Source organism: Pedobacter sp. PACM 27299 (genome assembly GCF_001412655.1).
Lineage (GTDB): Bacteria > Bacteroidota > Bacteroidia > Sphingobacteriales > Sphingobacteriaceae > Pedobacter.
Map to the genome: position 1 here is coordinate 3,513,493 of NZ_CP012996.1, position 17,335 is coordinate 3,530,827.

The 17,335-nt window shown below is 41.5% G+C and carries 12 protein-coding genes; 2 read left to right on the top strand and 10 right to left on the bottom strand.

Annotated features, from left to right (window positions below):
• Window positions 1-26: 26 nt before the first annotated feature.
• From AQ505_RS14805 to AQ505_RS14845, 9 genes are all read right to left on the bottom strand, one after another.
• Window positions 27-1,712, bottom strand: coding sequence for a glycoside hydrolase family 28 protein (locus AQ505_RS14805; RefSeq protein WP_231634885.1), 1,686 nt, complete (start codon window positions 1,710-1,712; stop codon window positions 27-29).
• 127 nt (window positions 1,713-1,839) lie between these two features.
• On the bottom strand, window positions 1,840-3,633 hold the full coding sequence (locus AQ505_RS14810) for a glycoside hydrolase family 43 protein (RefSeq protein ID WP_082461549.1): 1,794 nt from the start codon (window positions 3,631-3,633) through the stop codon (window positions 1,840-1,842).
• Window positions 3,615-4,592 carry a pectinesterase family protein gene (locus AQ505_RS14815; RefSeq protein WP_062548895.1) on the bottom strand — a complete coding sequence of 326 codons (978 nt, stop codon included), beginning with the start codon at window positions 4,590-4,592 and terminating at the stop codon, window positions 3,615-3,617. The genes AQ505_RS14810 and AQ505_RS14815 overlap by 19 nt, the downstream gene beginning before the upstream one ends.
• Window positions 4,571-5,527: a pectinesterase family protein gene (locus tag AQ505_RS14820; RefSeq protein WP_062548896.1), complete on the bottom strand. Its 957-nt coding sequence runs from the start codon at window positions 5,525-5,527 to the stop codon at window positions 4,571-4,573. The genes AQ505_RS14815 and AQ505_RS14820 overlap by 22 nt, the downstream gene beginning before the upstream one ends.
• The gene (locus tag AQ505_RS14825) at window positions 5,524-6,309 is read right to left on the bottom strand and encodes a rhamnogalacturonan acetylesterase (RefSeq protein ID WP_062548897.1); all 786 of its coding nucleotides are present in this window, start codon (window positions 6,307-6,309) and stop codon (window positions 5,524-5,526) included. The genes AQ505_RS14820 and AQ505_RS14825 overlap by 4 nt, the downstream gene beginning before the upstream one ends.
• Before the next feature lie 108 nt (window positions 6,310-6,417).
• Window positions 6,418-7,170: a rhamnogalacturonan acetylesterase gene (locus AQ505_RS14830; protein WP_062548898.1), complete on the bottom strand. Its 753-nt coding sequence runs from the start codon at window positions 7,168-7,170 to the stop codon at window positions 6,418-6,420.
• 3 nt (window positions 7,171-7,173) lie between these two features.
• Window positions 7,174-8,781 carry a DUF4957 domain-containing protein gene (locus AQ505_RS14835; protein ID WP_082461550.1) on the bottom strand — a complete coding sequence of 536 codons (1,608 nt, stop codon included), beginning with the start codon at window positions 8,779-8,781 and terminating at the stop codon, window positions 7,174-7,176.
• A 12-nt stretch (window positions 8,782-8,793) separates the two neighbouring features.
• A complete protein-coding gene (locus AQ505_RS14840; RefSeq protein ID WP_062548900.1) occupies window positions 8,794-10,647 on the bottom strand; it encodes a RagB/SusD family nutrient uptake outer membrane protein in 1,854 nt (617 codons plus the stop codon).
• A 19-nt stretch (window positions 10,648-10,666) separates the two neighbouring features.
• Complete coding sequence (locus AQ505_RS14845; RefSeq protein ID WP_062548901.1) at window positions 10,667-13,897, bottom strand: SusC/RagA family TonB-linked outer membrane protein; 3,231 nt, start codon at window positions 13,895-13,897, stop codon at window positions 10,667-10,669.
• Between the two features lie 252 nt (window positions 13,898-14,149).
• On the opposite strand from AQ505_RS14845, the gene AQ505_RS14850 reads away from it, so the two are divergent.
• On the top strand, window positions 14,150-15,163 hold the full coding sequence (locus tag AQ505_RS14850; protein ID WP_062548902.1) for a LacI family DNA-binding transcriptional regulator: 1,014 nt from the start codon (window positions 14,150-14,152) through the stop codon (window positions 15,161-15,163).
• On the opposite strand, the gene AQ505_RS14855 is transcribed toward AQ505_RS14850, so the two are convergent.
• The gene (locus tag AQ505_RS14855) at window positions 15,164-15,784 is read right to left on the bottom strand and encodes a helix-turn-helix transcriptional regulator (protein WP_062548903.1); all 621 of its coding nucleotides are present in this window, start codon (window positions 15,782-15,784) and stop codon (window positions 15,164-15,166) included.
• Window positions 15,785-16,172: 388 nt separating this feature from the next.
• On the opposite strand from AQ505_RS14855, the gene AQ505_RS14860 reads away from it, so the two are divergent.
• Window positions 16,173-17,333 carry an efflux RND transporter periplasmic adaptor subunit gene (locus AQ505_RS14860; RefSeq protein ID WP_062548904.1) on the top strand — a complete coding sequence of 387 codons (1,161 nt, stop codon included), beginning with the start codon at window positions 16,173-16,175 and terminating at the stop codon, window positions 17,331-17,333.
• Window positions 17,334-17,335: the final 2 nt, after the last annotated feature.

A 17,335-nucleotide genomic window follows, 5' to 3' on the forward strand; every position in this document is an offset into this window, starting at 1 on the left:
GAGCAGGCTGTTTTTTACCTACTTAACTATTTCTTTATTTCCAGTACCACTGGTTTAGCATCATGCGTAAATTCCGAAAGGGCCTTGGCCTTAGCAGTTGCGGTACCAGACATTTTAAGGTCTTTATTCTGGTCTCCGGAAACGCGGATCAGTAATTCTGCATTAGTATAGTCTATATTTTTGAAATAAACAGATTTCCCGTTTTGCACATACAATAATGGCTTTGCTTTTGGTATATCCAAATGCACATTCGTCAATTGTATATTTTTAGCCTCCTGTATATCAACACCTTCGTCAGCTTTCATCACTAGATGATTAAGATAGATATCACTAATACTCATCTCCGGCAATCCTCGTACAAATACAGCTTTCGCCGCCCCATCGCAAACGACATTCTCGATATAAAACTTTCTGAATATTGGTGTTTCTTCTGTAACAGGTAATAATTCTACTTTAGGCGCTGTACGTTGCTCGCCTGTTAAAGGAACCGGATCAACCGCAGCATAATACATGTCAAAAAGAATCGCTTCTCCAGCTATATCTTTCATATTGATATTTTTAGCGTAGATATTTTCCACAACCCCACCTCTTCCTCTGGTAGTTTTGAAGCGCAAACCGATGTCAGTGCCAATAAAAGTACAGTCAGAGATAAAGATGTTTTTAGCACCTCCAGACATTTCACTGCCAATCACAAAACCACCATGCGCATGATAAACCGTGCTGTTTCTGATGATTACATTTTCTGTTGGAACTCCACGTTCTCTTCCCGCAGCATCGCGACCGGATTTAATACATATTCCATCATCTCCTACGTCAAAAGTACTGCCTTCAATTAATACGTTTTTACAGGACTCGATGTCTATTCCATCCCCATTCTGTGCATACCATGGGTTTTTAACGTATATATTTCTAACGGTAATGTCTTCACTCATTAATGGATGAAGGTTCCATGCCGGAGAGTTCTGGAAAGTCACACCTTCCAGCAAGATCTGCTTGCAACGGTACAATACCATTAAATTGGGACGTAAAAAGTCTTTAATGCTTTCATAGAACTCCGGGGTTTTATCAGCACTGATTTTTCCAGGATCCTTCATAGTTGATCCTTTCATTGTCAATGCCGAAGGGTACCAGATTTTTTTATTCTCACTGACTAAACCACCCGAAGCCAATAATTTCTTCCATTGGCTTTCTGTCAGTTTATCTCTCTTAACCATTCTCCAGGCATCACCACCACCATCAATAATTCCAAAACCAGTGATGGCAATATTTACCTGGTCATTTGCCCAGATTGGAGATTGATTGCGCATTTGAGGGAATCCTTCCCAATTCCCTTTCACCAGTTCATACTGTTTGAAATCCTTGGTAAATTGCAATAGGGAATTCTTCTGTAAATGTAGGTTCACATTGCTTTTCAACTCCACAGGTCCACTCAGCCATAAGCCAGCAGGGATGACCACAACACCCCCACCTTTTTTGCTCATAGCCTGGATCGCCGAATTGATGCTTTTAGTATTTAAGGTGATGCCATCATTTTTGGCACCATAGCTAAGAATATTGATCGTATCTTTTTTAAATGATGTTCCTTTTATTGTCGGTAAGTTGTCAAATGAATATTGCTGTTCTTTGCTGGAAACTTGTGCATTGGAAACGATTGGGTTCCATAACAAAAGCACCATAGATAAAGACCAGAACATAGGGTTAATCTTGTTCATACAAGGAGGTTTAAGTATCTTAATATATTTGGTGACCGCTGTTTCCAGCTGGTACACAATTCTACATAGTTTTGTGAGAGAATAAAACAAAAGCGCTCAAAATAACTGCGCAATCGTTCCCGTATTGCTATTTAATCGATTCTACACGGAACCAATCCACATCAGCATATCCGGAATCATTGCTTTTTCCTTTTTTAACCGCAAAAAGGCCCATTTTTGCACCTATCCACTGCCCTTCTTCTGCCTGGAAAGACCCCGGAATCGGCTTAAAAGTTTTGCCATCAAGGCTGTAGCTAAAGGTACATACCGCTCCCTCCTTTACCTGAACGCGCAAATAGACATCCTCTGCCTGAACATGACTGATTGGAGGTATAAAATTTCCTTTCATCTTTTCTTTTGCCAATCCCTCTTTCCAGTCCGCAATCTTGATCTCCTGTTCCTTTTTTCCTCTAGCTGCATCCATACAACTCGTATACACCAAAGAGAGGATCCCTTTGTTGCTTTTCAAAGCCAGATTAGCATAGCTTCTACCCATGATGATCAACCCCACTTTTTCTTCTTCCAATTTTACACTCGCATTGAATGTAATTTTTGCCGTAGCCATAAACGCTTCTGCCGGGAATTTTTGTAAAAGCAGATTGGGCACCTCCCAGTAATTGTTCATTTCTTCCGGCCCCGTTTGTGTGAAAAGCCTTATGCTCCCTTTTCCAGGATTCATAAATGCCCAGGTTGCTTGAGGGTTTGCCTGCCATTGCCATTGAAGGCCCATCCTATTTTCATTAAACTCATCGCTTTCTGCTGGCGTAGAAATTGGATAAACCTTAGCCACAGCCGGCTTCTTATATTCCAAAACTGGAGTTCCAATCCCCGTTCCCCCAGCATCCATACCGATTACTGGCCAGTCTTTAACCCATTTCATCGGCTGCAAATGTACCACACGACCATAAGGCCCCTTATCCTGGAAATGCAAGAACCAATCTTCACCGCCAGGCGTGTCTACCCAAGCCCCCTGATGAGGGCCGTTTATTGGAGATTTCCCCTGATCCATCACGACTTTTCTTTCATAAGGACCATAAACATTTTTAGAACGCAATACGAGCTGCCATCCCGTAGCAACACCTCCTGCTGGTGCAAATAAGTAATAGTAACCGTTTCGTTTATAAAACTTAGGGCCCTCTATCGTTGGATCATCTTCATGCCCGTCATAAACCAATTGCCCCGGATCAATTGCCTGATCTCCGGCTTCATTGAGCCTTTTAACCGCCAGCACACTTTTAATTCCTGCCCGACTACCAGCATAAGCGTAAGCCAGATAAACTTTGCCATCCTCATCCCAAAGCGGACAAGGATCAATCAGTCCTTTACCTTCGGCCACCATAACAGGTGCAGACCATGCTTCACGCGGATCTTTCGCTTTTATTAAGTATATCCCAAAGTCCGGATCTGGGTAATAAATATAAAACTCCCCTTTATGATAGCGAATCGCGGGTGCCCAGACCCCATTTCCATGCTGCGTTTTCGAGAAATGAGCTTCCGGAATTTGGCGGATTAAGGCATGGCCGATGATTGACCAATTGACCAGATCTTTGGAATGAAGGATCGGTAAACCAGGTACGCCATCAAAACTAGAGGCAATCATATAATAATCATCGCCTACCCGAATTGCATCGGGATCTGAATAATCAGCGTTCAAAACCGGGTTTTTATACTTCCCATTGCCAAGGTCGGCCACCCAGACTTTACTGATGCTGGTTTTAAAAGGTACTGAACTTTCCCCTGCAGCGCTTGCAATGTTGACAGCGCTTCTTTTTACATCTTTCGGAGCTTGTGCCAGCACCGTTCCGCCGCATAGGAGAAAACTTGCAATCCATAAACCATTTCTCCACAAAGGGCGCTTTTTAATTATTGTTTCGGCTTCCATAAACTATTTCCTGAAAATATCTTCACTAATGTGTATGCTTTCAATTCTTTCTTTGACAATTGCTTCGACCATTCGATTCTTCCATTAATCAGCCCTCCCGGACCTTTCGATCCATATTCGGCATAATAGCTGCACTTGTGATTATCGTTCTCATTCCAGGCCCGCCAACCCGCAGGTAAAATATGGGGCCCCATCTCAGTATTTATAAATACAGTGTTTGCATAAGGACGCCATGGCCTGCCAAGATATACTTTCTCTATACCAGCAGCAGCAGTTAGCTTACAATCAATAAACACAAAACCGTAGCGTTGTGCCGCTGTGGTTGAAGCAGCGGTGATGTAGGAGTTTTTCTTACTATGAATATGACAACGTTCAAAAACGACAGTTGCGGCACCAAAGATAAAATCAGTGGTCCCTTCGATATAACAGTCTAGATAATACTGTCTGCTGGTATCTACAGCAGGGAAAAGTGTATCCTGATTCCCTAATATCCGGCAATTCTTAACCACCATCCGATCCCCCTCCGTATGTAACGCAACCGCTTGACCAACCGATCCTGCGCTATTTTCAATCGTCAGTCGTTCAGCCCTGAAATCATTTCCCTGAACCAATAACGTATAGGAATTATAAGTATTAAAACCCTCCTTACCCGAATAATCACCATTAGAGATCACCGTATTAGAGGAATCTTCTCCTACTAGAAAAACCTTCGTTTTCCAGGAAGGCACAATCAGTTTCTCTTTGTAAATTCCTTTTTTAATGTGAATCGTGACTACAGAATCAGAGAAATCCCGTACCGCATTGATGGCCGACTGAATCGTTTGAAAATCAGCAGCACCATCTTTACTGACAGTAAAAGATCTCGCGATCTTTTGAACCTTTTTCTGATCCTGTGCTTTCGTTTCAAAACAAATACTAAACAACAAGAGCAATAAGATTAGTTTTTTGCTGGCACCCATCCTTTAAATATCTTTTCTAATGTATACGCTGCAGCTTCCTGATCATTCAGCTGCTTAGACCAACTCACTCTTTTAACAACAGAACTTCCAACTCCTTTATTCTTGTATTCTGCATAAAAAGCCGTTTCCTCATTACTTGTTTTACCCCAATTGTTCCAGCCCTCTGCTTTAATCATTTCACCTAGGTCACAATTTAAAAAAACAGCCTTAGCATACGGACGCCATGGCCTGCCTAAATAAACAGATTGCGCGGCTGCTGTTCCAGTCAGCTTACAGTTCAAAAACACGTAACCATGTTTTACAGAATCAGGTGCGGAAGAAGCGGTAATAAATCCGGGCGACTTACAAAAAAGTTCACAATCTTCGAATACCGCAGTGGCTGATCCAAAGATAAAATCTACAGTTCCACTGATAAAGCAGCGGTAAAAGTATTGCTTACTTCCTGGCCCATAGGTGTACAAAGTATCCTGAAAACCCAGCATTCTACAGTTCAAGAAGCTGGCTTTATCACCGGCAACCCATAAAGCTACTGCCTGGCCAATCGGCCCTGCTGTATTTTCAAAAGTGATGTTCTTTGCAGTAAAGTCATCTCCATAGATGTAAAATCCAGAAGATCCTGAAGTGCCCATTTCTTCGCCAAAGCGGTTTTTCTTTTGCGCGTAATCGTCGTAAGTCAGTATAGTTCTCTCTACATCCTCACCAATCAAAGTCACCATCTTCTTAGAAGCCGAAAGATTCAGCTTCTCTTTGTATTTTCCATTCTTTATAAAAATGATAGTAGTCACCTTTCTAAAATCTGGAACGGCATTGATTGCTTCCTGAACCGTTTTAAAATCACCGCTGCCATCCTGGGCAACCACAAGTCGCTTATCTTCCGCTTTTAACTGTCCAAGGCTAAAAATACCAAAGACCATAAGCCATAATATCATCTTCATTTCTTTGCTGGTTTAGGTTGTACGATGTAATTACAAAGCGCCAATTGTTGTTTTTTCATTTCCAAGAGCACAAGCTGAGCTATTTTCCTGGCGCCAAACTCATTAAAATGAGTATTGTCCTTTTTCCCTTCCGGATAATTCGGATGAACACCTGATTCAAGCTGCATAAACAACTTCTTAGTGGCCTCTGGACCCATTTTTTGGTATAGCATCCTACTTTCCCTGTCCAAATCAATTAACGGTACACCATACATTTTTGCAACTTCATATGCCGCAGCGGTGTATTCCGCATGTGTTTCTTTTGCTTGCCCATTTTTATCAAAGCTCATCCTGGATACTGGTGTAATGAGCACAGGAATCGCATTTTTCGCTCTGCTTTCTTTAATAAATCGACCAAGGTTTACTTTATAATCGGCCACAGGTGTATACCGGTCTTTATACTTTTCTTCTTTAGCCTCATCATTATGACCAAACTGAATCAGTACATAATCCCCTTTACTTAAACTGTCCGCCACATTTTCCCATCTTTTTTCAGAAAGGAAGGTCCTGGTGCTTCGGCCACCTTTCGCGCGATTATTAAACTGTACCTCCGCATTAAAGAAGCCGGCAAAAGGCATCCCCCAACCCGTTAATGGTGCTCTGGAGCTTTCGTAGCTACACATGGTCGAATCCCCAATCATCCAAACAGTAATCGGTTTCCGGGCAGAAATAAATGCACTGCATACACACAAAATGCCAACTGCAGCTATTTTAAACTTTCTAAATCGTGAGATTTGAATCATTTCTTCCTTTATTTTTCATTTCGCCAAACCCCATCTCCCTACAAACCAACCCTACAATTCAGCTTATTTAATTATCTTTTAACTAAGTATAGCAAAATCTCCTTTTGCTCATTTAACCAGATACGATAATACCGGTAAATTCAATGCCCTCATTTCCTTTAAAACCAGTTGAGCCATTTCTCTAGCACCAAGTTCATTAAAATGGGTATCGTCTTTTTTTCCATCCGGATAATTCGGATGTTCTCCCGGTTCCAAATGATTGAAAAGCAATTTACTCTGATCAGCTCCATACTGCTGTAACAAAGCCTGACTCTTCAAATCGAGGTCAATCAGCGGAACTGCTGCTGATTTTGCCAATTCTCTAACCAGATCAGCATACACCTGATGCGTTTCTTTAACTTTTCCATCCGTATCAAAACTTCTTCTGGCTACAGGTGTGATTAATACTGGTATAGCGCCTTTCGCCCGACTCTCCTGAACAAACTTCGATAGGTTCTTTACAAAATCTATTTCTGATGTATAGCTGGCCTTAGTTTTCACTTCATCATTATGTCCGAACTGAATCAACACATAATCACCTTTTTGGAGTTCCGAAACCACCGGTGCCCATAAATTTTCTGAAATAAAGGTTTTGGTACTTCTGCCATTCTTCGCCCGATTATCAACCAGAACTTTTTTGCTAAAGAAATTAGCAAAAGGCATCCCCCAGCCTGTTTCAGGGAAGGCGCTTGCTGATTTAACAGCAAGCGTGGAATCCCCAATCAGGTATATGGTCAGTTTTTTCGAAGCCGGAATAAAGGATACCATTCCTAAAGCCAAACAAATAAAAGCAGCCTGCCATTTATATTTTTTCATCATCATCAATTAAAACGTCCATCTTGGATCACCCAATGGCCCTCCACTTGTACTGCTCGTCCATAATAATGATCCTGCAGGTAAACTAAATTTAACCGTTGCTGCAGACCATCCCGGATCAACCGTTTGTCCCTGCGTAGATGCACCCGGCAAAGGCAATGCGGTTCCACCTATCGCTGTTTTCAGGTTAAAGGTATTGTTATTGGTAAAGGATATAGAGGAAGATCCCGCAGTACTATTGATCACTCCTAATACTACACCTGAGCGCGGTCCGTTGGCAAGAATCGAATTCCTGAAAGTAAAGTTTACTGGATTTGCTGCTGCATTGATCAATAGATAATTGCTGTTAAAGCCAATGTTATTGATGGTACAGCTGCGAATAGTAATCTCAGCAGGTGTACCAGGCATCACGGTTCTACAACTCACCACACCTGGCGAACTGTTGAAGATGGTACTATTGGCTATCGTTAGTGACTTATACGCTAACTTATCCATATGGAAAAGGTAGTAGTTTGCACCAGAAATGTCATAGATCAGACAATTATTAAAGGCAAGATCTTCCATTGTAAACAGACTGTCTCGATCACACCTTACAATTCCGGTACTGATGCCATGAATCCAGCTATTCGTTGCCCTTACAGTTTTGAAGGCTGCAGCGGCAGCATTTGAACTCGCACTGGTCAGATCGCAGAAATAAGTCGCGGTATAAGCCGTTCCATCAAAGTTAATCCCAGTAACTGCTAAGCCTGCTCCAGTACCAAATAATGCAAATCCTTTAAAGTTTACTTTTACCAATTCCGGATTGTCATTTACTGATCTCAAATTAATCATTTTACCGCTAAGCGTGATGACTGCCGGTAATTCGTAAGTTCCATTTTCCAGACCGATCACAGCATTATCTCCCGCATTGGCAATAATGGAAGCCAGGTTGTCCCCAGGATTCACTTTAACAGTGTATACAATTACCGCTGTAGTGCTGAATGTCGTATAGCCGTTGCTTTTTGTTCCGGAAAATAGTTCTGCTGTATATTTCGTGCTGTTGCTTAGTCCAGCAATAGTTACTTTTTTATTGGCAATATCTCCTGAGCTCAGGACAGTCGTAATTGCCGGTCCTGTTTCAGGGGTAATCACGATTTTTGAACCCTCAGGTACCGTCGAAAAATACAAGGTAACACTGCTTTCTCTGGCGACAGTCAGGTCATCACGAAACAGCTGTGTACCTACAATCTTAAATCCGCCATTGGTGACAATATATTTAGATTCCGGTTGTGATGCAGTCGCATTTGCCTTTACACGGGCAAAATACTTAAGCCTTAATTTAAGGTCTCCCTCCTTTACGGTATAACCAGTAGTATCTGTTTTAGCACTAAAGTCAGTCGTAGAGAATAGCGAATCTGTGGAAAAGTCTACGGTATAATTATATTGATTACTACCTGTAAACAAAGGTGCAGCCCAGGTTAACTTCGCGGAGTTTTCTGATACTACGACTTTCACTGCGGAAACCTTGAAAATTCTTGCGGCTTCAGTGGTTTGTTCATCCTTTTTACAGGAAGAAATGCAGAAGAATAAACTTGCCATGATCAAGCAATGACAAGCGGTAATTATATTTCTTTTCATGATTGTATAGACTTAATAACCATTATTTTGAATCAGATTCGGAGTTTCGATCATTACCGTTCTAGGGTAAGGCAGCAACTCCCTTTCGTTTGCTTTAAAGTAGGTAACGAAACCATTTGCGGTACCCGAGATAGAGCCGGAAATAGGATCATCATTGACCGCAAAACGCCAAGCTTTAGTCACATAACCACCCGCTGGTGCTCCAGAGGTGCCCAATCCTTTGCTGTAAAAAACAGTATTTGGACTCCCCCCATAGAGATCAAGATTAGCGACTTCGGCTACGCTATTTGTTCTCAGGTAATCATTTTCTTTTACATAGATGTAAAGCGGCACGTTCTCATAAGGTCCCTGCCCCAGCATAAAAGCCCTTAATTTATTACGGGTTTCATTAAATTTGGTCTCCATCAGGTTCCATCGGATCAGGTCGTATTTACGGATTCCTTCTCCACCAAACTCCAGCAATCGTTCTTTTACAATCGCCTCAAAGAATCCTTGTTTATCCAGCGGAGTTGCTGGAATCAATGCCTCAAAGCCTTTATAGGCGCGTTTACGTACTCTTTCCAGAGCCATTTGTGCAGCCGCAGAGGGCGCTCCATTCACTTCATTATCTGCTTCTGCAAACATCAGCAGCACATCAGAAAAACGTAATATTGGCCAGTTTACTGCGAAATTTTGAGAGGTCGAAGAATTGTTAAATGCCGTCCATGCTTTTCTGAACTTTCCATCAGTCAGCGTATTCGCTGTATTTAGTGTTTTCTTAGAATTGTCATTGATCTCGAATACACCGATGGTTACATCCCTGCGGCAATCCATTGAAGGATCAAATTCATAAAAGTATGTAGCAATCGCATTCATCCCTCCTCCACCTTGTCCGAAAGAGGATTTTGCAGAATACCTTAAACCATTGTAATAACCTAATTTGCTATCTGTAGAAGCATTGGCCCCATAAGCAGCAACTTCCAGCATCAATTCATGGGCATCATCTAAGCGTTGGCCATGCAAAGTCTTAAACACATCTTCATAATTCGGATTTAAATTATGTACGCCCGCTGCTGCGATCACCTCTGCACACTCTGTAGCCGCAATTTTATAATAGGTTAAATAATCTGCTCTACGCTCCATTCTACGGCTTTCCGTACGTAAGGAATATCCTCCTCTAGCCAATGCAATACGTGCTCTTAATCCTTTAACAGCACCTTTCGTAAAACGGAAACTGCCGTCATTGCTAGTTAAAGACCGCCATGGTACCAGCGTAGCAGCCAGTTCCAGGTCTTTTAAGAGCTGATCGTAAGTTTCGTCGCGGTTGCTATTGCTAAAGTTTAAAGTTGCTGCGTCAGAAGCCGGGACAAAAGTCCCCGGAACATCTCCCCAGTTGCGGATCAGTTCATGGTAAAACAAAGCCCTTAAAGCCAATGCTTCTCCATAATATCTGCCCATTTCTTCTTTCTGACTAGTGCTGCCATTTAGGTATATATTCGATAAGGGAATATATTTAATACAAATATTGGCACGCTCTACACCTGAATACAATTGTGCAAAAGGGTTCGCAAGCTCTGTATTGTCTGGACTGGCGCCGTACATACTCACCCCTCTGCGATCAGAAGAGCTGTAACTGCCGGAGGTTTTAAAATCATCGGCACTCAGGTTTAAAATCGTTGCCAATCTATTGCCGTAGCCGTTATCTCCCACTAATCTGTTGTACACGCCAATCAGAGCATTATTCGTATATACCGTACTCTCAAAAACTGTTGTAGGCGAAGAAGTGGAAGGTGATTCAAATTCCAACGCTTTTTTACAGGAAGGAAGCACGCTTAAAGTGCCAATCGCAAAAGCAATCATGGCCGCTGATAATATTTTCGTTTTCATTTCTTTAATTCTGAGTAGATTAAAAAACAAGGTTAAGTCCGGCAAGAATGTATCTGCTGCGTGGATAAGCCGCATAATCGATTCCTGGTGTCAATGGGTTGTTTCGGCGGGTATTTGCTTCTGGATCATATCCTGAATAACCCGTGATCGTCAATAGATTATTCACAGTACCATATACACGAAGTTTAGAAATAAATCCTGTGCGTTTCAATAGACTTTGAGGCAGTGTATAACCCAGCGTTACATTGGTAATACGCAGGAAAGAACCATCTTCTACCGCAAATGAAGTTAAAGCATAGTTTCCTGGAGTTGGTGTCCAGTAAGTTGTATTCTCGTTCATTGCAGTAAGCATCGCAGGATCTGTTACTTTAATCCCATTAGCATCAAAGTTCTGCCAGCGATCAGTCATGATATTCAACAGATTGTTGTCTTTCACATTAAACTGAGAAGTAAACTCTAAAGTATTCGCATTGTATACCTTGTTTCCAACGGAAAAATTAAGGAATACTGACATGTCGAAATTCTTATAGGTAAACTGATTGTTGAAGCCACCAATAAACTTTGGCTGTGCATTCCCCAATACCGTACGGTCCTCTTCAGTAATCACCATACTCTCCGAAGAAGAGAGTTTTCTTACTTTCATGTCTCCTGGCTGCGGCTCTCTGTTTCCAATTAATGACCTGCTGTTAGGTACATCAGATTTCAATGTATAGGTATAGGCTCCGGTATTGGTATTCTGCACATAGTTGAAGTCATTTACAGTATATCTGCCATCAGAAATGTAGCCATAGAACTGCCCAACTGGCTTACCTACTTCTACTTTCACATCGGCAAGGCTATTTACCCATCCAGACTGGGTCAGGTAAGAATTCACACCATTTTGCAATTCAAGGATTTTATTTTGATTGAAGGAAATATTGAAACTGGTATTATACGTAAAATTCCTGCTTTTCACAGCTAACAATCCCAATTGCAGTTCCAGCCCTCTATTTTGAGTTTTACCCACATTTTGTTGTTGTGTAGGATATCCGGAAATGGTGGAAATATTCGCATCTAGCAATAAGTTTTTCGTTCTGTTTTGATATAGATCTAAGGTCGCTGTTAAACGGCTGTCGAAAAACTCCATGTCCATACCGAAATTGGCAGACATATTGGTTTCCCATTTAATTTTTGGGTTAGCCAATTTGTTCGAAATTAATCCTGTACTTACGGAAGCATCATTTACAGCATAGCCTCCTGCTGTAGAACTTGCCAGGAATACTGTTCTGAATAAATCCTGTCCAATCCTGCTATTTCCTGCGGCTCCGTAACTCATTCGAAGTTTTAAACTGTTAAACCATTTTATATTGGCTTGCTTAAAAAACTCTTCTTCGGAAGTACGCCAGGCAATTTGTGCGGAAGGAAAATTACCATAACGGTTTTCTGGTGCAAATACGGAAATACCATCTCTTCTAAAATTGAAGGTGGCCAGGTATTTTCCTTTATAAGCATAAGATGCACGAGCAAAAATAGAAAGATTTCTCGTCCCAGCTACAGCAGAAGTCGGTTTATCCTGAACCGCACCATTTGGCAAGTCTGTTTTTTGAATGTTCGCAAAAGCTTCATCCGGGGTAATATTTGCCGGGAACCATTTTATCGTCATGCTATTGGAATTGACATCATCTCTTCGCAGCTCCTGTCCGGCTAGCAGCTCGAGACTATGATCTTTCCCTAAATCCGGTCTGTAAGTTAAAGTATTGGTATTGATAAAGGACGTAGTACTGGAATTGTCCAGCTGAATGGCCGGCATATTCGCATTGTTTCTGGCAACACCAGTCAGCAGACCATTAAATACATCTACATTACGGTCGTTAAAGTTCATCCCCAGCGTACTTTTTAAACTTAGATTCTTTAAAATCTGAAAGCTCACATACGCACTGCTGATTAAATCATTACGGTAATCAGCTTTTAATTCATTGTGTGCTAAACTGATGGGATTGGTTAGCTGTGTAGCCAGAAAATCTGCATCAAATAAATCACCTGAATCACCACCACCCAGATAAGGTAGGTAACGCACCGCATTTCTTAAACGGTTCGCACTTTGCGATTGCGTACTGCTGGTACCAATCCCATCTACACGCTGGCGACTATATCTTGCATTCAAGCCAAAACGTAATTTATCGGAAATCTTATGGTCAAAACGAAAAGAGGCAAATGTTCTTCTATAACCAGACTCCAGCATGATCCCTTCTTCTTTGGTATTATTTAGTGAAAAGTTAAAGGTGGTTTTATCCGTTCCTCCAGAGATATTTAGTACCTGAGTACTTGACCATGCCTGGCGGCCAAAAACCTTATCCTGCCAATCTACTTTCTCAATATTCTTATAAATATCCAAATCTTCATAAGTTCCGTAAGCTTTTGTAAAATCATCTTTTACCTGCTGAGAAGTATTGTTATTATACAATTCATACTGATACTTTACAAAATTGTATGGATCCATCACATCCAGTTTATTGACAATCTGACGGGCACCACCAAATACATCAAAAGAAACCATGGTTTTTCCAGGTTTTCCAATTTTTGTGGTAATGATCATTACCCCATTCGACCCTCTGGAACCATAAATTGCGGTTGAAGCGACATCTTTCAATAAATTAATCGACTCAATCTCCCCAGGAGATAAAATAGAAAGTGCATTCTCTACAGGAATTCCATCTACAATATATAAAGGTGCATTATCGCCAGTTAATGAACTTCCACCACGCACTTTTACTTGAATATCGGCACCCGGATTACCTTCCGGGGTGGTTACCGATAAGCCAGCCATTTTACCTGCCAATGCCTGTGCTAAAGTCCCCACTGGAAAATCGGCCACATCTTTACCAGATAATACCGATACTGAACCGGTCAGCATTTCTTTCTTTACCGTACCATATCCAATATTGATCATCACCTCATTCAGCTGCGATACATCTTCCTGTAAAATAAAATTGACCTTTGATTGATTGCCTACAGCTATTTCCTGTGGAACATAACCAATATATCTGGCTATTAATATCGTCTCCCCCTGGTCAGGAACAGAAATCTTGAACTGGCCTTTATCATCCGTACTCACCACAATGGCAGTACCTTTGATCGAAATGCTCACTCCAGGAATAGATTCCTTGTTTGATTTATCAGTGACCTTTCCAGTTACCTGGCGAATTTTCTGGGCATCCGCCTCGAAAATTACGATAGCCAACAATACAAACAGTAGTAAAAATTTTTTCATACTCGTTCGGTTAAGAATCCCCAGATTTAGGATATGGGGTGGTTTAGTTTATTTTGGTTAGTAGAAAGGTTGCTCAACCTTCCATTAACAATTCTACATTGTTTTTATTAATAAAGTAATGGTAGAGCCAGATAAATTTGCGCAATCGTTCCCGACAACGTTGCCGACCTGAAAATCGGATGCTTTTAATTAGGAAGATAATTCTTATATTGCCCTGTATAGACCAAATTTTAACTTCTTCCCCCTTTTTTCATGTTCGAACCAACTACTCTAAAAGATATAGCAAAGGCCCTGGGTCTATCTACTTCCACTGTTTCAAGGGCTTTAAGAGACACCCATGAAATCAGTGCGGAAACAAAAAAAGTAGTTTTGGAATATGCTGAAAAAATCAACTACCGACCGAACCCTATTGCTTTAAGCTTAAAAGAAAGAAGGACCAAATCTATCGGAGTATTGGTGAGTGAAGTAGCCAACCATTATTTCTCCCAGGCCATTGGCGGAATTGAATCTATTGCTTACGATAGAGGTTATCATGTCATCATAACACAAACACATGAATCTTACGAGAGAGAAAAAATAAATATTCAGCATTTGGCTTCCAGAGGTGTAGATGGATTATTGGTCTCCTTATCTGCGGAAACAAGCGATACCAGCCATCTGGCGCGTTTACACGAACGCGGATTACCAATGGTTTTTTTCGACAGGGTGGCTAAAGATATTGAAACACATAAAATCAGTGCCAATAATGAACAAGGTGCTTATGAAGCTACAATCCAGCTGCTGGCATCCGGACGTAGGAAAATTGCCCACCTGACCAGCTCAGACCACCTTTCTATTAGTATCGAAAGATTGGCAGGCTATACTGCCGCTTTAAATAAATATGGAATTCCTGTTCAGCAGGAATATATCAAACATTGTCCGCATGGAGGAATGTTTCAGGAAGAAACTGAACAGGCCATTCAGGAACTCATGTCCCTGGAAGATAAACCAGATGCGATCTTTGTGGCTGGCGACCGGCTAAGTATTGGCTGTTTAACAGTATTGAAGAAATTTAATATTTCAGTACCTGAGCAAGTTGCAGTCTCTGGATTTAGCAATTCCGATGTATTGGATTTATTCAAATCTCCTTTAAGCTCAGTCAGACAACCCGCTTACGAAATGGGACGTATGGCCACAGAAATGCTGATCAAACTAATTGAAAGCAAATATCCGGTGACGGAATTTGAAAATAAGGTATTGGATACCGAATTGCTGATCCGCAGTTAATTAATCCTGTATTTTAGCAATCCGGTACGCACATCTCCGATCACCACTCACAATGTGGTCCATGCGATCAATACTGACACTTTCTCCAAGAACGAATTTAAATACGTTCAGCTCTGCTGTACAGAACCCCTGACAAGTTTTTGCAGCAGCGCAAATCGGACAATGGTTCTCTACCAGTAAATACCCGGATTCATCTTTCGTATATTCTGCCATGTACCCCTCACGAGTCCTGATCTCTGCCAGTTTTGCAATGCGCTCTTCTAAATCCGAAAGCGGTGATAATTCCTGGAAATAACGTTCTTTTCCCGCTTGTTCAGTTACATCAATAACTTTTTGCAATGCAGCCTCCCCCAATACATCCCGCATTCCCGCAATGAGCTTTACCGTTAATTCAGAATGGGTGTCTGGAAATTGAGCATTACCCTCAGGCGTCAGTTTAAAAAACTGTTTAGGCCTCCCTACTCCTGTCGATTCATTAAATGAACTCACCAATCCCTCTTCCGTAAATTTCAATAATTGTAACCTCGCCCCTTCATTAGTGATCCCCAGCTCCTTCGCGATAGAAGCAGCAGTGAGTGCCCCCCTGGTTTTTAGCAGCATTAAAAATCTGTTTGTCTTCATAATCTAATAAAACAAGTGTTTGCTTGTTATATTAACAAAAGTACTAACTTTGCCGAACTTATCAAGCCCATCAACTGATAATTATGCTTTAATAAAGTCAAGAAATGGGAAATGAACAATTATTGAATATTAAACACAAGGATTATGAAAATTAGGCTACAAAATAATACACTGACTATTCCTTTTGCTGCAACAGGCCTGCTGCCTGTTTATATCGTCCCCTATTGGAACGTGCTCTTTAAGTAACACTAAAGCTTTTCCTGCTTAAGGCGATCAGAATCGCCTGACCCTTCACTCAGCAATCTTTATAGATTTCATTGAGCAGGTATCCCTATGCCCAAATTTTTAAGAACAACAGCAAATTATCCACAAACAACAACGTCATCCAATGAACATTAAAGAAACAAAACTGCTCGTTTACCCCCTATTATTAGTCGCAATTTTCAGCGCTTGTTCCGCACCTCAGCAGTCAGCACAGCAACAAGGACTACCTGAATATCCAAGCCTATTGATTGAACCCAGTAAAACTGAAGTCGCAGTAGAATACCCAGCCATCCTGCAGGGCGAAGAAACGGTAGAAATCAGATCGAAAGTAGATGGCTACATCGAAAAAGTATATGTAACTGAGGGTACCCGGGTAACGAAGGGACAAGCCTTATTTAAAATTGATGCCAACAGCTTCCAGCAAGAGATGAACAGCAAACAGGCTGCGGTACTTGCTGCCGAAGCAGATCTAGAAACAGCCAGCATCCAGGCAGAAAGAACAAAAGCGCTGGTAGATAAGAAAATCGTGAATGACTTTGAGCTCACTGCCGCTAAAAATGTAGTACGCGTTAAAAAAGCGTCACTATTGCAGGCAAAAGCCAGTCTATCTGCCGCCAGGTCTAACCTGGCCTTCACGCATATCGTAAGTCCAATAAATGGTGTAGTCGGCAGCCTGCCCCATAAAATAGGAAGTTTAGTAAGCAGCAGCGCTGAAACCCCACTAACCAGTATCGCCAATACCACTAAGATCTACGCCTTTTTCTCCTTAAGTCAGCAGCAACTCACTGCTTTCTTAAACAAATATGATGGCAAGCAGGCAAATGATAAGTTTAAAAACATGCCCCAGGTTTCTTTAATCCTCGCAGATGGAACGGAATATCCAGCGGCAGGAAAAATCGAAACGCTAAGCGGCGTATTGAACGCCAGTACCGGTGCCGCAAATTTTAAAGCAATCTTCCCAAACCCGGAAGGAAAGCTATGGAGCGGCGCTACCGCAGTATTGCGCATTCCAACACTGCTTAATGCAGCCATTATGGTACCAAAAACTGCTACGTTCGAATTACAGGGCAAATATTTTGTCTTTACCGTAGACCCTGAAGCTACCGTTCACCATACCGCAATTGAAGTACTGAATGCCGGAACAGCAAAAGATTATATCGTAAGCAAGGGCTTAAAATCCGGCGATCAAATCGTTACTGAAGGGCTGGACAATTTAAAAGATGGTATGAAAATCAAAGTGACAGCAAAACCTGCAAAAGTGTCTGCTGTGGCTGCAAAATTATAAAA

Coding starts and splice junctions, on each gene's coding strand:
- AQ505_RS14825 (WP_062548897.1), bottom strand. CDS start 6,309: ATGATTCAAATCTCACGATTTAGAAAGTTTAAAATAGCTGCAGTTGGC.
- AQ505_RS14845 (WP_062548901.1), bottom strand. CDS start 13,897: ATGAAAAAATTTTTACTACTGTTTGTATTGTTGGCTATCGTAATTTTC.
- AQ505_RS14855 (WP_062548903.1), bottom strand. CDS start 15,784: ATGAAGACAAACAGATTTTTAATGCTGCTAAAAACCAGGGGGGCACTC.
- AQ505_RS14810 (WP_082461549.1), bottom strand. CDS start 3,633: ATGGAAGCCGAAACAATAATTAAAAAGCGCCCTTTGTGGAGAAATGGT.
- AQ505_RS14835 (WP_082461550.1), bottom strand. CDS start 8,781: ATGAAAAGAAATATAATTACCGCTTGTCATTGCTTGATCATGGCAAGT.
- AQ505_RS14820 (WP_062548896.1), bottom strand. CDS start 5,527: ATGAAGATGATATTATGGCTTATGGTCTTTGGTATTTTTAGCCTTGGA.
- AQ505_RS14850 (WP_062548902.1), top strand. CDS start 14,150: ATGTTCGAACCAACTACTCTAAAAGATATAGCAAAGGCCCTGGGTCTA.
- AQ505_RS14815 (WP_062548895.1), bottom strand. CDS start 4,592: ATGGGTGCCAGCAAAAAACTAATCTTATTGCTCTTGTTGTTTAGTATT.
- AQ505_RS14840 (WP_062548900.1), bottom strand. CDS start 10,647: ATGAAAACGAAAATATTATCAGCGGCCATGATTGCTTTTGCGATTGGC.
- AQ505_RS14860 (WP_062548904.1), top strand. CDS start 16,173: ATGAACATTAAAGAAACAAAACTGCTCGTTTACCCCCTATTATTAGTC.
- AQ505_RS14805 (WP_231634885.1), bottom strand. CDS start 1,712: ATGAACAAGATTAACCCTATGTTCTGGTCTTTATCTATGGTGCTTTTG.
- AQ505_RS14830 (WP_062548898.1), bottom strand. CDS start 7,170: ATGATGATGAAAAAATATAAATGGCAGGCTGCTTTTATTTGTTTGGCT.